Source organism: Pseudomonas entomophila (assembly GCF_023277925.1).
Lineage (GTDB): Bacteria > Pseudomonadota > Gammaproteobacteria > Pseudomonadales > Pseudomonadaceae > Aquipseudomonas > Aquipseudomonas entomophila_D.
This window is the reverse complement of record NZ_CP063832.1, coordinates 4,388,411-4,402,167: the sequence shown is the minus strand read 5'-3', so window position 1 is coordinate 4,402,167 and position 13,757 is coordinate 4,388,411. Positions and strand designations below refer to the sequence as shown.

Below are 13,757 nucleotides of genomic sequence, written 5' to 3'. Positions count from 1 at the left end.
GAGGGCGAGGCGAATCGGGTTATACTCCCGCTCTTTACATCCGCATCCCCAGATACAGGTGAATTTCGTGAGCCAGCCTACGCCAGCCGTGCGTACCTTCCAAGACCTGATCCTCGCCCTGCAGAACTACTGGGCCGAGCAAGGTTGTGTGGTGCTTCAGCCCTACGATATGGAAGTAGGCGCCGGCACTTTCCATACCGCCACCTTCCTGCGCGCCGTGGGCCCAGAGACGTGGAACGCCGCCTATGTGCAGCCTAGCCGTCGCCCCGCCGACGGACGGTATGGCGAAAACCCCAACCGCCTGCAGCACTACTACCAGTTCCAGGTGGTGCTCAAGCCAAACCCGGCCAACTTCCAGGAGCTGTACCTCGGCTCGCTGAAAGCCATCGGCCTGGACCCGCTGGTTCACGACATCCGCTTCGTCGAAGACAACTGGGAATCGCCGACCCTCGGCGCCTGGGGCCTGGGCTGGGAAATCTGGCTGAACGGCATGGAGGTGACCCAGTTCACCTACTTCCAGCAGGTCGGCGGCATCGAGTGCTACCCGGTCACCGGTGAAATCACCTACGGCCTGGAGCGCCTGGCCATGTACCTGCAGGGCGTGGACTCGGTCTACGACCTGGTATGGGCCGACGGCCCGTTCGGCAAGGTCACCTACGGCGACGTGTTCCACCAGAACGAAGTGGAGCAGTCGACCTACAACTTCGAGCACGCCAACGTCGAGAAGCTGTTCGAGCTGTTCGACTTCTACGAAAGCGAAGCGAACCGCCTGATCAAGCTGGACCTGCCGCTGCCGACCTACGAAATGGTCCTGAAAGCCTCGCACACCTTCAACCTGCTGGACGCCCGCCGCGCCATCTCGGTGACCGAGCGCCAGCGCTACATCCTGCGCGTACGCACGCTCGCCCGTGACGTGGCGCAAAGCTACCTGCAAGCCCGCGCACGCCTGGGCTTCCCGATGGCTTCTCCTGAACTGCGTGACGAAGTGTTGGCTAAGCTGGAGGCTGCACAATGAGTGCTCAAGATTTCCTGGTTGAACTGGGCACCGAAGAGCTGCCACCGAAAGCCCTGGCCTCGCTGGGCGACGCGTTCCTCGCCGGCATCGAGAAAGGCCTGCAGGCCGCCGGCCTGAACTACACCGGCAAGCAGGTGTACGCCGCGCCGCGCCGCCTGGCCGTGCTGCTGCGCCAGCTGGATGTGCAACAGCCAGACCGCAGCATCAACATCGACGGCCCGCCCCGCCAGGCCGCCTTCGACGCCGAAGGCAACCCGACTCAAGCCGCCCTGGGCTTCGCCAAGAAGTGCGGCGTGGAACTGTCGGACATCGACCAGAGCGGCGCGAAACTGCGTTTCTCGCAGCACATTCCAGGTAAGGCGACCGCCAGCCTGCTGCCCACCATCGTCGAAGACTCGCTCAACGACCTGCCGATCCCCAAGCGCATGCACTGGGGCGCCAGCCGTGAAGAGTTCGTACGCCCGACGCAATGGCTGGTGATGCTGCTCGGCGACCAGGTCGTCGACTGCACCATCCTCGCGCAAAAAGCCGGCCGTGAATCCCGTGGCCACCGCTTCCACCACCCGCAAAACGTGGTCATCACCACCCCGGCCAACTATGTCGAAGACCTGCGCAAAGCCTACGTGCTGGCCGACTTCGCCGAGCGTCGCGAGCTGATCAGCAAACGCACCGCGGAACTGGCCATGCAGCAGGAAGGCTCGGCCATCGTGCCGCCGGCGCTGCTGGACGAAGTGACCGCCCTGGTCGAGTGGCCAGTGCCGCTGGTGTGCTCGTTCGAGGAGCGTTTCCTCGAAGTGCCGCAAGAAGCCCTGATCACCACCATGCAGGACAACCAGAAGTACTTCTGCCTGCTGGACAGCGAAGGCAAGCTGCTGCCGCGCTTCATCACCGTGGCCAACGTCGAAAGCCGCGATCCGAAGCAGATCGTCGAAGGCAACGAGAAGGTCGTGCGCCCGCGCCTGACCGACGCCGAGTTCTTCTTCAAGCAGGACAAGAAGCAGCCGCTGGAAAGCTTCAACGAGCGCCTGAAGAACGTGGTGTTCCAGGCTCAGCTGGGCACCGTGTTCGACAAGGCCGAGCGCGTGTCGAAACTGGCCGCCTTCATTGCCCCGTACATCGGCGGCAGTGCAATTAACGCCGGCCGTGCCGGCCTGCTGTCCAAGTGCGACCTGGCCTCGGAGATGGTCGGTGAATTCCCTGAAATGCAGGGTATCGCCGGCTACTACTACGCCCTCAACGATGGCGAGCCGCAAGACGTCGCCCTGGCGCTGAACGAGCAGTACATGCCGCGTGGCGCCGGTGCCGAGCTGCCGCAGACCCTCACCGGTGCCGCCGTGGCCATCGCCGACAAGCTCGACACCCTGGTCGGTATCTTCGGCATCGGCATGCTGCCCACTGGCAGCAAGGACCCGTATGCCCTGCGCCGTGCCGCCCTGGGCGTGCTGCGCATCCTGATCGAGAAGCAGTTGGACCTCGACCTGACCACCGCGGTCGACTTCGCGGTCAAGCAGTTCGGCACCAAGGTCAAGGCCGCCGGCCTGTCCGAGCAAGTGCTGGAGTTCATCTTCGACCGCCTGCGCGCGCGTTACGAAGACGAAGGCATCGACGTCGCCACCTACCTGTCGGTGCGTGCCCTGAAGCCGGGCTCGGCCCTGGACTTCGACCAGCGCGTACAGGCCGTGCAAGCCTTCCGCAAACTGCCGGAAGCCAATGCCCTGGCTGCGGCCAACAAGCGTGTATCGAACCTGCTGGGCAAGGCCGAAGGCGCTGTCGCCGACCAGGTCGAGCCCAAGTACTTCGACAACGCCAACGAGTTCTCGCTGTACTCGGCCATCCAGCAGGCCGACCAGGCCGTGCAACCGATGGCCTGCGCACGCCAGTACAACGAAGCCCTGGCCCGCCTGGCCGCCCTGCGCGACCCGGTAGACGCCTTCTTCGAGGCGGTACTGGTCAACGCCGAGGACGCCAAGGTACGCGCCAACCGTTATGCCCTGCTCAGCCGCTTGCGCGGCCTGTTCCTGGGCGTGGCCGATATCTCGCTGCTGGGGTAAGTCGTTGAAACTGCTGATTCTTGATCGAGACGGAGTGATCAACTATGACTCCGACGCCTACATCAAGTCGTTGGAGGAGTGGGTCCCCATTCCTGGCTCGATCGAGGCCATCGCGCAGTTGAGCAAGGCGGGCTGGACGGTGACTGTTGCCACCAACCAGTCCGGCATTGCCCGCGGCTACTACCCGCTGACCACGCTGGAGGCGATGCACGCGCGCCTGCGCGCGCTGGTGGCCGAGCAGGGTGGCGAGGTCGGCCTGATCGTGCATTGCCCGCACGGCCCGGACGAGGGCTGCGATTGCCGCAAGCCCAAGCCCGGCATGCTGCGGGCGATTGCCGAGCACTACCAGGTGCCCCTGGCCGGCGTATGGTTCGTCGGTGACAGCAAAGGTGACTTGGAAGCGGCCCTGGCCGTCGATGCACAACCCGTGTTGGTAAAAACCGGCAAGGGCGAAAGGACCCTGGAAAAAGGTGTCCCTGAAACTACACTGATTTTCGACGATCTGGCAGCCATCGCCAGAGAACTTATTTAAATGAGTGCGCCAGGAACGGCGCACTTTTCATTAGGCGGGCACGCCCCGCAACGGTACATGCCACTATGTCGATCCTGCAGGCGATCAGAATCTTTCTTTTTTACCTGCTGTTGGGCACCAGTTCGCTGCTGTGGTGCTCGCTGAGCTTCTTCATCGCGCCTTTCCTGCCGTTCCCCAAGCGCTACAAGTTCATCAACGTGTACTGGTGCCGCTGCGCGCTGTTCCTGGTGAAGACGATCCTGAGGATCGACTACAAGATCACCGGCGCCGAGCACGTGCCTGACGTACCGTGCGTGATCCTGTCGAACCACCAGAGCACCTGGGAGACGTTCTTCCTGTCGGCGTACTTCTCGCCACTGAGCCAGGTGCTCAAGCGCGAGCTGCTGTACGTGCCGTTCTTCGGCTGGGCCATGGCCATGCTGCGGCCGATCGCCATCGACCGGAAAAACCCGAAGGAGGCCTTGCGCCAGGTTGCCAGCCAAGGTGACGAACTGCTCAAGCAGGGCACCTGGGTGCTGATCTTCCCCGAAGGCACCCGAGTGCCCCACGGCCAGATGGGCAAGTTCTCCCGCGGTGGTACCGCGCTCGCGGTGAATGCCGGCCTGCCGGTGCTGCCCATCGCCCACAACGCTGGCAAGTTCTGGCCACGTGAAGGCTGGGGCAAACGCCCGGGCACCATCGAGGTAGTGATTGGCGCGCCGATGTATCCCGAAGGAACGGGGCCACGGGCCATTGCCGAGCTCAATGACCGTGCCCAGGCGTGGAACGAGGCGACCCAGCGGGCCATGGGTTCGCTGCCACCAGTGGCGGAAAATCCAGAGCAGCAGCACGCCTGACGTTCTGTGGATAAGTTGTTAGCAATTTTGGGATTAAGGGTCTCGGAACATAGCTAAGTTATTGAATTAGCTATTTATTTCTCTGTATGACGTTTTTCTGAAAATCGTGCATAAGTTTTTTCGCGCTATAAAAAAACCGGCTTTTACGCCGGTTTTTTTGAGCCTCAAAATCAGTGGTGTGCGAACACCTGTAGGAGCCGGCTTGCCAGCGAGCGGGCCTCACACCTTGTCGATATCCACATCCCGGGTCTCTTTCAGGCAGAAGATCCCCACCACCAGGCTCACCCCGGTAATCAGCACCGGGTACCACAGCCCGTAGAAGATATCCCCGGTATACACCACCAGCGCGAACGACACCGTTGGCAGGAAGCCCCCGAACCAACCGTTACCGATGTGATAGGGCAGGGACATCGAGGTATAGCGAATGCGCGTGGGGAACAGCTCGACCATCACCGCCGCCAGTGGCCCGTAGGTCATGGTGGCGATCAGGATCATGGCGACGATCAGCACCACCACCATCACCTGGTTCACGTTCGCCGGGTCTGCCTTGGCCGGATAACCCGCCGCATCGATGGCGCTTCGCATGGCCGTCTCGTCGAAGCCATTGATGGTCTTGTCACCAATGCTGACGATCACCTCGCTGCCGCCGACGTTCACCGAGCTATAGGGTAAGCCTTGTTTGACCAGGAACGTCTTGACCTTGTCGCATGGGCTGTCGAAGCGCGCCTTGCCTACCGGGTCGAACTGGAAAGTGCAGCCCTTGGGGTCGGCGGTGACGACAATCGGCGCCTGGCGGCTGGCGGCATCGATCTGCGGGTTGGCGTAATGGCTCAGGGCCTTGAACAGCGGGAAGTACAGCACCGTCGCCAGCAGCAGGCCGAGCATCAGGATCGGCTTGCGCCCCACGCGGTCCGACAGCCAGCCGAAGAACACGAAGAACGGCGCGCCGATCACCACGCTGATGATCAGTAGGCTGTTGGCTTGTGCCGGGTCCATCTTGAGCATCTGGGTCATGAAGAACAGCACGTAGAACTGCGCGGTGTAGAAGGTCACCGCTTGCCCGGCGTTGATGCTGAACAGCGCGGTGAGCACCACCTTGAGGTTGGGCCAGGAGGTGAACGACTCACGGATCGGTGACTTGCTCACTTTGCCCTGGGCCTTCATTTTCACGAAGGCCGGCGACTCGTGCATGCTCATGCGGATCCAGGTGGAGATCGCCAGCAGTACGATCGACAGCAGGAACGGCAGGCGCCAGCCCCAGGTTTCGAACTGGTCACCGCTGATGTAGCGGCTGGCCAGGACCACGGTCAGCGACAACAGCAGGCCCAGCGTGGCGGTGGATTGGATGAAGCCGGTGTGGAAACCACGTTTGCCGTGAGGCGCGTGCTCGGCGACATAGGTAGCCGCGCCACCGTACTCACCGCCCAGTGCCAGGCCCTGGAGCATGCGCAACACCACCAGGATGATCGGCGCGGCGATGCCGATGCTGGCATAGGTCGGTAACAGGCCCACTGCAAAGGTGGACAACCCCATCAGCACGATGGTCACCAGAAAGGTGTACTTGCGCCCGATCATGTCACCCAGCCGGCCGAACACCAGCGCCCCGAACGGGCGCACCAGGAAACCGGCGGCGAAGGCCATCAAGGCGAAGATGAACGCGGTGGTGTCATTGACGCCGGCAAAGAACTGCTTGCTGATGACAGCGGCCAGCGCGCCATAGAGAAAAAAGTCATACCACTCGAACACCGTCCCGAGGGATGACGCGAAAATGATCTTGCGCTCTTCACGGCGGCTGGGGCTGCTGGCCGCCGCGCCCTGTTCCTGGATGTAATCCGACATCGTTGCTGTCCTCGGCCCGCAGGCCACAGTGATTATTCTTGTTGTTCCACTGCCGGCGGCTTCCGATCACGAGCCGCCGCTGTTGCAAACACCCGGGTCAGGGCGTCGGTATCGCGCTGGCGTCGCTGAGGTTGGTCTGGGTATTGGCCCCCTTGAGAATCAGTTGTGCCGCTTTTTCGGCAATCATCAACGTGGGTGAGCAGGTGTTGCCGGAGACGATCTGCGGCATGATCGAGGCATCGGCCACGCGCAGGCCTGGGATGCCATGCACGCGCAGCTGGTTATCCACGACATCGAGTGCACCATTGCCCATGCGGCAGGTGCCCACCGGGTGGAAGATGGTGGTGCCGATCTGGCCAGCGGCCTGGTGCAGATCCTCTTCGTCCTGCAGGGCCGGGCCGGGCAGGTATTCGCGTGGAGCGAAGGCGGCGAGGGCAGGGGCCTGAACGATACGCCGGGTGAGGCGAATGGCATCGGCGGCGACGCGCAGGTCCTCGGGTGCGCTGAGGTAATTGGGGTCGATCAGCGGCGCGGCGTTCATGTCCGCCGAACGGATATCGATTCGACCACGGCTGGCCGGGCGCAGGTTGCACACCGAGGCGGTGAAGGCCGGGAACGGGTGCAGCGGTTCGCCGAAGCGGTCCAGCGACAACGGCTGCACGTGATATTGCAGGTTGGCCGTCGCCTGCTCGGGGCTTGATCGCGCAAAGGCACCCAACTGGCTAGGCGCCATGGCCAATGGGCCACTGCGGTCATAGGCGTAGCGAAGACCCATCCCCAGCTTGCCCCACAGGCTGTTGGCCATCTGGTTGAGGGTTCGGGTGTTGTGAACCTGGTAGATCAGGCGTAATTGCAGATGGTCCTGCAGGTTGCCGCCGACGCCCGGCATGTCATGACGCACACCGATGCCTAGGCCTTCGAGCAGTTTGCGCGGGCCGATGCCGGAGCGCTGGAGAATGCCTGGGGAGCCCACGGCTCCGGCACACAGGATGATCTCGCGACGGGCGGCGAACTCATGCCATGCGCCCTGCCACTGCGCTTTGACCGCCCGGGCCCGAGTGTTGTCGAGCAGTACCTGGTCGACCTGTACACCGGTCAAGACTGTGAGGTTCGGCCGTTTGAGGGCAGGTCTGAGAAACGCCTTGGCCGAGTTCCAGCGCACACCGCTGCGCTGGTTGACCTGAAAGTATCCACAACCGGCGTTATCGCCGGTATTGAAGTCGGCGACCTTGGCGATGCCGCTCTGTTCGGCAGCGTCGCGGAAAGCATCGAGGATCGGCCAGCTGTAGCGCTGCTGTTCGACCCGCCATTCCCCCTCGGCGCCGTGGCTGTCGCTGGCGCCGGCGAAGTGGTTCTCGCTGGCCTTGAACAACGGCAGCACATCCTTCCACGCCCAGCCGTCGTTGCCTTGCTCGGCCCAGCGGTCGTAGTCGGCGGCCTGGCCGCGCATGTAGATCATGCCGTTGATCGATGAACAGCCGCCCAGCACCTTGCCCCGTGGATAACCCAGGCTGCGACCGTTCAGGCCGGGTTGGGCCTCGGTCTTGAAACACCAGTCGGTGCGCGGATTGCCGATGCAGTAGAGGTAACCGACAGGGATGTGTATCCAGGGATAGTTGTCGCGGCCACCCGCCTCGAGCAGCAATACGCGGCACGATGGGTCGGCGGACAAACGATTGGCCAGCAGGCAACCGGCGGGCCCGGCACCCACGACCACGTAGTCGTAGACAGAATCGGCTGATGGCATGTGCAACCTCGCGCCTGATTATTATTCTTGTCCCGCTCCATCTTATTGATTAATTTCGCCGAGGAAACACGAGATTTCGCGCAGCCGTTGTGCGTTTTAGCACAGCACCGTACCCATGATCGGCGCAAGTCCTGCAGGAGCGGCTTCAGCCGCGATGCAGCCTCCACGGCGCCTGGCATCCGCTTCGCGGATGATCGCGGCTAAAGCCGCTCCTACAGTGAATCGGCACCCATGAACAGCCAAGGGATCAGCATGTTCGACTGGAACGATCTGCGGTTTTTCCTCGAGTTGCAGCGCAGCGGCCGCCTGCTCAGTGCCGCCAAGCGTCTCAACACCACCCACAGCACCGTGGCCCGGCACATCGAAAGCATCGAAAAGCACCTGGGCACCGCACTGTTCGTCCAGCATGCCCAGGGCTACGAACTCACCCCCTCCGGCCAGGCCCTGCTCAAGCACGCCGAAGCGATGGAGAACGTCGCCTTGCTGGCACAGGAAGAGATCACCCAGGCGATCACGCCGCTGGGCAAGATCCGCCTGGGGGTGACCGAAGGCATCGGCATCATGTTCTTCACCCCGCGCATGAAAGCGTTGTTCCAGCGCTACCCGGGGCTCGAGGTGGAATTGGTGGCCGTGCCGCGCTTCGTCAGCATCCTCAACCGCGAAGCCGAGATCAGCATCCACCTGGAACGCCCCAACGCCGACCTGCTGATCACCCGCAAGCTCACCGACTACCGCCTGGCCCTCTATGCCAGCCAGGACTACCTGGACCGTGCTCCACCGCTGCACAGCCGTGAAGACCTGGCCCGGCACAGCTGGATCGGTTACGTCGACGACCTGCTGTTCAGCCAGGAGCTGCTGTTGCTCAACAGCTTCTGCAGGGCCCCCAACGTGGTGTTTCGCAGCACCAGCGTGATCGCTCAGCAGCAAGCCGCCCAGGCTGGGCTAGGTATCGCCGTGCTGCCGAATTACATGGCCCGCCACGACCCGAAGCTGGTGCGCGTGCTGCCCAGCGAGACCATCCAGCGCAGCTACTGGATCTGCACCCGCCGCGAACTGCACAAGTCGGTGCGCCTGCGGGTGGTGTGGGACTACCTGCTGGCGCTGTGCGCCGCCGAGCAAGAGGAACTGCTAGCCGAGTAGCGCCTTGCCGGCCAGCAGCACCGCGGCGCCACACCCCACCATGGCGAACAGCTGTTGCAGGCGCGGGCCGGCCAGCTTGCTCGCCAATGGCCGTGCCAGCAGCAAACCCAGTACCGCCCCCACGGCAAACGGTGCTCCGACCCGCCAATGCATCACGCCCGCCACGCTGGCGCTGACCACACTGCCGGTGGACACCAGGGCGATCACCGCCAGCGAGGTGGCGACGATGCTCTTCATGTTCAGGTTGGTGTAGCGGTTCAGCGCCGGAATGATCACGAAGCCGCCACCGACGCCCAACAGGCCGGACAGCAGCCCCGACAACATACCCGTGAACGCCAAAGCCCGGGCACAGGGCAGGGTCCAGCGCAGCCGCCCCTGCAGCGGGTTAAGCACGCAGGGCATGATCTGCCGATCACCGCAGGGCGATTCACCGCGCAACTCGCGGGCGGCTTTTCGCCAGATGCGCAGGCAGGCGTAAACCAGTACCCCGGCGAACACCAGCGCCAGTGGTGCGTTGGGCAAGCGGTGCGCGAGCATCAGGCCAAAGGGCGCACAGGCGATACCGATCACGGCAATGAACAATGCCGCACGGTAGCGCACCAGGCCCTGGCGCAAACCCAACACACCACCGACCGCCGCAGCCAACCCCACGGCCAGCAAACCGATCGGCGCCGCCTCGACCATGCTCAGCCCAAGCCCGAAGACCAGCAACGGCACCGCGAGGATGCCCCCGCCAGCGCCGGTCAATGCCAGCACCGCACCAATGATCGCGCCAAGCCCAGCCCCCAGCAATTGGTGCTCGATCACTGCTGCGCCTCGACTACCAGAGGTTGCGGCCGTGCCAACCATTCACGCCCCTTGAGCATCGCCTTCCAGTACAGCGGTGGCAGGATCCGGGCCTTGAGCAACCAGGCAAGGCGGGTCGGCTTGCGTCCATCGAGCAGCCAGCGCGGGAAGCTCGGCGCCACCTTGCCACCGTAGGTGAACTCGGCGAGGACGATCTTGCCGCGCTCCACCGTCAGCGGGCACGAGCCGTAGCCGTCGTACTGCGCCAGGGTCGACAAGCGGCCGAGCGCCACCAGCACATTGTTGGCCACTACCGGCGCCTGCTTGCGCGCGGCAGCGGCGGTCTTGGCGTTGGTGGTGTTAGCCACGTCACCCAAGGCATGGACATTGCCGAACTGGCGGTGGCGCAACGTATGTGGATCGACGTCCACCCATCCAGCCGCGTCGGCCAGCGGGCTCTGGCGGATGAAGTCCGGGGCCACTTGCGGCGGTACGACATGCAGCATGTCGAACGCCTCGACGCGCGTCTCGGTGCTGCCATCGGGGAGGGTACGCATGAAGGTGGCGCATTTGTTCGGACCGTCCACCGCCACCAGGCGATGTTGGAAATTGAGGTCGACCGCGTACTTGTCGATGTAGCTCATCAAGGCCGGGACGTAATCAGCTACCCCGAACAGCACGGCACCGGCATTGAAGAAACTGGCCCTGACATTGCCAAGGTGGCCATTGCGCAACCAATGGTCGCAGGAGAGGTACAGCGCTTTTTGCGGTGCTCCCGCGCACTTGATCGGCATCGGTGGTTGGGTGAAGAGGGCGCGCCCCTGCTTCAGGTTCTGCACCAGTTGCCAGGTGTAGGGTGCCAGGTCGTAGCGGTAGTTGGAGGTGACCCCGTTACGACCCAAGGTTTCACTCAAGCCTTCGATCGCATGCCAGTCGAGTTTCAAACCAGGGCAGACCACCAGCTGTTCGTAACTGACCGCACGGCCATCATCGAGGATGACCAACTGCCCATGGGGATCGAAACCTTCGACCCGCGCCTTGATCCAGCGTGCACCTCGGGGCAGGGTCGCGGCCATGGTGTGGGCGGTGCTCGGCGCCTTGAACACCCCCGCGCCGACCATGGTCCAGCCCGGCTGGTAGTAATGGACGTCGGCGGGATCGATCAGGGCGATATCCAGCGATGGGTCACGGGCAATCAAGCTGGAGGCAGTGGCGACGCCGGCGGCACCAGCGCCGACGATCACCACCTTGTGGTGGTCGGTACGGGAGGTATCGGCAGGGGACAGCAAGGCAGGCATGGCGGTGTTCCTTTGACTCTTCGTTATGGGTGCGGCGTGGCTTACAGCTTGTTCAGCGGGATCTTCAGGTAGCTCACGCCGTTCGCTTCAGGTTCGGGGAATTGCCCGCTGCGCATGTTGATCTGCACCGAGGGCAGGATCAGCACGGGCATGTCGAGGGTCTTGTCGCGGTCCTCGCGCATCTTGACGAAGCTGTCTTCGCTGACACCTTCATGTATATGAATGTTGTCGGCGCGCTGTTCGGCCACAGTGGTGACATAGCGCAGCTCGCGGCCACCGGGCAGGTAGTCGTGACACATGAACAAACGGGTCTGGTCGGGGAAGGCGAGCAGGCGGCGGATCGACTGGTAAAGGGTTCTCGCGCTGGCGCCCGGGAAGTCGCAACGGGCGGTGCCGTAGTCAGGGGTGAACAAGGTGTCGCCGACGAACACGGCGAGCTCGCCCGCGTCCTCGACCATGTAGCTCATGCAAGCCGGCGTGTGACCCGGCGTGTGCAGGGCACGCGCATGCAAGTTGCCAATGCGAAAACCCTCTTCATCTTCGAACAAGACGTCGAACTGGCTGCCGTCCCTGGCGAAACCAGGTTCAGCATTGAACAAGCTCCCGAAAACTTTCTGCACCTGGGTGATCTGCGCGCCGATGGCGATGCTGCCGCCAAGCGTCTGCTTCAAGTATGCGGCAGCGGACAGGTGGTCGGCATGAACGTGGGTATCGAGGATCCACTGCACTTTGGCACCCAGCGCTTCGACGCGGGCAATCAGCTTGTCTGCGGAATCGGTGCGGGTGCGCCCGGATTTGGGGTCATAGTCCAGCACGCTGTCGATCAGTGCGCATTGGCGCGTCTCGCCATCCATGACCAGGTAGCTGATGGTCCAGGTCGTTTTGTCGAAGAACGCTTCGACGTGAAGGTTGTTGCCGATGATCATTGCACTCTCCAGTTATCCACCGGGCCTCCTTGAAGGCATAGGCAGTGGTGAGGGCTTTATCAAGATGCATGCCAGCCTTTCTGATGGACGCTTGCCCCTGTAGGCGCGGCCTTTATGCCGCGATCAGTTGCCCAGCAGCCCGCTGCCTGACAGCCAAAGGTGACAGTTCCTGGCAGTCGACTGTCAGCCAATGGCAGTGTTTGGCAGTCCTTGCTACCCTCGCCAGGTCCTTCATCTGGTGCTGTCATGCTAGCTGCCTCCCATCCCGCGATCTTCGCGCTGGTGTCCTACCTCGAACACGATGTGCTCCCCAGCATCGTGCTGGACACCGACTACAACATCCTGGCCGCCAATGCTGCCTACCGTCGTCAGTTCGGCAACCAGGAGCACGCGCCGATCGGCGAAAAATGTCATCGGGTCTCGCACCACTATGCCGTGCCCTGCGATCAGGCCGGTGAACACTGCCCGCTGCGTAAATCGCTGGATAGCAAGGTGCCCGAGCGCGTGTTGCACATCCATCACACCCCCCGCGGCCCAGAACATGTCGATGTGGAGCTGCGCCCAATCCTCGACGACGAGGGCAGGGTGGTAGCGTTCGTGGAGCGTCTGGCCAGCGTTACCCTGGCGTCGGCTCAACCTCAACAGCAGGGGTTGGTTGGCCGAGCACCAGCCTTCAAGACCGCCGTGGCCAGCTTGCAGCGCGCGGCACCTGCTCAGATCCCAGTATTGCTTCAGGGCGAGTCCGGTACCGGCAAGGAACTGTTCGCCCGAGCCTTGCACCTGGGCAGCCCACGCGCCAATGGTCCCTTGGTGGTGGTGGACTGCACCGGGTTGACCGAGTCATTGTTCGAAAGTGAGTTGTTCGGCTATGAGAAGGGCGCTTTCACCGGTGCGACCCAACGCAAGATCGGCCTGGCCGAAGCAGCCCATGGCGGAACCCTGTTCCTCGACGAGATTGGTGAAGTGCCACTGGCCATGCAGGTGAAGCTACTGCGCCTGATCGAATCCGGCAGCTTTCGCCCGGTGGGCAGCACACGCACGGTCCATTCGGACTTTCGCCTGGTCTCGGCTACGCACAAGCCACTGAAAGAGATGGCCGCAGAAGGGAGCTTTCGCGAAGACCTCTATTACCGTATCAGCGGGTTCCCGATCCGCTTGCCATCCCTGCGCGAACGGGTCGAAGATTTGCCATTGCTCTGTGAAAGTCTGCTGCAACGAATGGCCGGCAAGCAGTCGCCAAAGGTTGCGCCTGAGGCGCTCGAGCGACTAAACCTGCACACCTTCCCAGGCAACATCCGCGAACTCAGGAATATCCTGGAGCGCGCGCGGTTGTTCGCGGATGACGGGTTGATCCGTCCTGAGCATCTTCCAGAGGACATGTACCCGACAGCAAAGCCGGTAGGTCCACGAGGGCGGGGTAAGAACGAGATGGCCGATCTGGCCCATGCCTTGGAAACCTTCAATGGCTCCCGTAGCGAGTTGGCCGATCATCTAGGGATGAGCGAGCGCACGTTGTACCGTCGGCTGAAGGCGCTGGGAATTTCATAGTTCCACGTGGAACATTCGCGCAGGCAAAAAAAAGCCAAT

The 13,757-nt window shown here is 62.9% G+C and carries 11 protein-coding genes; 6 read left to right on the top strand and 5 right to left on the bottom strand.

Translation table 11 applies throughout. The features are described 5' to 3' along the window. Window positions 1-67: 67 nt before the first annotated feature. From glyQ to IM733_RS19520, 4 genes are all read left to right on the top strand, one after another. The gene (gene glyQ / locus IM733_RS19535) at window positions 68-1,015 is read left to right on the top strand and encodes a glycine--tRNA ligase subunit alpha (protein WP_011531473.1); all 948 of its coding nucleotides are present in this window, start codon (window positions 68-70) and stop codon (window positions 1,013-1,015) included. Then, window positions 1,012-3,066 (top strand): glycine--tRNA ligase subunit beta, encoded by a 2,055-nt coding sequence (gene glyS / locus IM733_RS19530; RefSeq protein WP_248918091.1) that lies wholly within the window; start codon window positions 1,012-1,014, stop codon window positions 3,064-3,066. Before glyQ ends, glyS begins: the two co-directional genes overlap by 4 nt. A gap of 4 nt (window positions 3,067-3,070) precedes the next feature. Beyond that, entirely contained in the window at window positions 3,071-3,598 is a 528-nt protein-coding gene (gene gmhB / locus IM733_RS19525; protein WP_248918090.1) for a D-glycero-beta-D-manno-heptose 1,7-bisphosphate 7-phosphatase, read from the top strand. 65 nt (window positions 3,599-3,663) lie between these two features. Further along, entirely contained in the window at window positions 3,664-4,434 is a 771-nt protein-coding gene (locus IM733_RS19520) for a lysophospholipid acyltransferase family protein (RefSeq protein ID WP_248918089.1), read from the top strand. Between the two features lie 219 nt (window positions 4,435-4,653). On the opposite strand, the gene IM733_RS19515 is transcribed toward IM733_RS19520, so the two are convergent. Both IM733_RS19515 and IM733_RS19510 read right to left on the bottom strand, forming a co-directional pair. After that, a complete protein-coding gene (locus IM733_RS19515) occupies window positions 4,654-6,273 on the bottom strand; it encodes an MFS transporter (RefSeq protein ID WP_248918088.1) in 1,620 nt (539 codons plus the stop codon). A 97-nt stretch (window positions 6,274-6,370) separates the two neighbouring features. Beyond that, a complete protein-coding gene (locus tag IM733_RS19510) occupies window positions 6,371-8,020 on the bottom strand; it encodes a GMC family oxidoreductase (protein WP_248918087.1) in 1,650 nt (549 codons plus the stop codon). Window positions 8,021-8,272: 252 nt separating this feature from the next. Between IM733_RS19510 and IM733_RS19505 the strand changes: the two genes are divergently transcribed. Then, window positions 8,273-9,160, top strand: coding sequence for a LysR family transcriptional regulator (locus tag IM733_RS19505; RefSeq protein WP_248921202.1), 888 nt, complete (start codon window positions 8,273-8,275; stop codon window positions 9,158-9,160). On the opposite strand, the gene IM733_RS19500 is transcribed toward IM733_RS19505, so the two are convergent. The 3 genes from IM733_RS19500 to IM733_RS19490 are packed head-to-tail and all read right to left on the bottom strand — an operon-like array spanning window position 9,149 to window position 12,170. Then, window positions 9,149-9,967 carry a sulfite exporter TauE/SafE family protein gene (locus IM733_RS19500; RefSeq protein WP_248918086.1) on the bottom strand — a complete coding sequence of 273 codons (819 nt, stop codon included), beginning with the start codon at window positions 9,965-9,967 and terminating at the stop codon, window positions 9,149-9,151. The two genes, IM733_RS19505 and IM733_RS19500, sit on opposite strands and share 12 nt — an antisense overlap. Continuing rightward, window positions 9,964-11,244, bottom strand: coding sequence for an NAD(P)/FAD-dependent oxidoreductase (locus tag IM733_RS19495; RefSeq protein WP_248918085.1), 1,281 nt, complete (start codon window positions 11,242-11,244; stop codon window positions 9,964-9,966). Before IM733_RS19495 ends, IM733_RS19500 begins: the two co-directional genes overlap by 4 nt. Window positions 11,245-11,285: 41 nt before the next feature. After that, window positions 11,286-12,170: an MBL fold metallo-hydrolase gene (locus IM733_RS19490; RefSeq protein WP_248918084.1), complete on the bottom strand. Its 885-nt coding sequence runs from the start codon at window positions 12,168-12,170 to the stop codon at window positions 11,286-11,288. A 246-nt stretch (window positions 12,171-12,416) separates the two neighbouring features. Between IM733_RS19490 and IM733_RS19485 the strand changes: the two genes are divergently transcribed. After that, window positions 12,417-13,718 carry a sigma-54 interaction domain-containing protein gene (locus IM733_RS19485; protein WP_248918083.1) on the top strand — a complete coding sequence of 434 codons (1,302 nt, stop codon included), beginning with the start codon at window positions 12,417-12,419 and terminating at the stop codon, window positions 13,716-13,718. Window positions 13,719-13,757 lie beyond the last annotated feature (39 nt).

Excerpts from the sequence above, each read along its gene's own strand:
- IM733_RS19505 (WP_248921202.1), top strand. The coding sequence starts at position 8,273 with ATGTTCGACTGGAACGATCTGCGGTTTTTCCTCGAGTTGCAGCGCAGC.
- IM733_RS19515 (WP_248918088.1), bottom strand. The coding sequence starts at position 6,273 with ATGTCGGATTACATCCAGGAACAGGGCGCGGCGGCCAGCAGCCCCAGC.
- IM733_RS19510 (WP_248918087.1), bottom strand. The coding sequence starts at position 8,020 with ATGCCATCAGCCGATTCTGTCTACGACTACGTGGTCGTGGGTGCCGGG.
- IM733_RS19495 (WP_248918085.1), bottom strand. The coding sequence starts at position 11,244 with ATGCCTGCCTTGCTGTCCCCTGCCGATACCTCCCGTACCGACCACCAC.
- IM733_RS19520 (WP_248918089.1), top strand. The coding sequence starts at position 3,664 with ATGTCGATCCTGCAGGCGATCAGAATCTTTCTTTTTTACCTGCTGTTG.
- IM733_RS19485 (WP_248918083.1), top strand. The coding sequence starts at position 12,417 with ATGCTAGCTGCCTCCCATCCCGCGATCTTCGCGCTGGTGTCCTACCTC.
- IM733_RS19490 (WP_248918084.1), bottom strand. The coding sequence starts at position 12,170 with ATGATCATCGGCAACAACCTTCACGTCGAAGCGTTCTTCGACAAAACG.
- glyS (WP_248918091.1), top strand. The coding sequence starts at position 1,012 with ATGAGTGCTCAAGATTTCCTGGTTGAACTGGGCACCGAAGAGCTGCCA.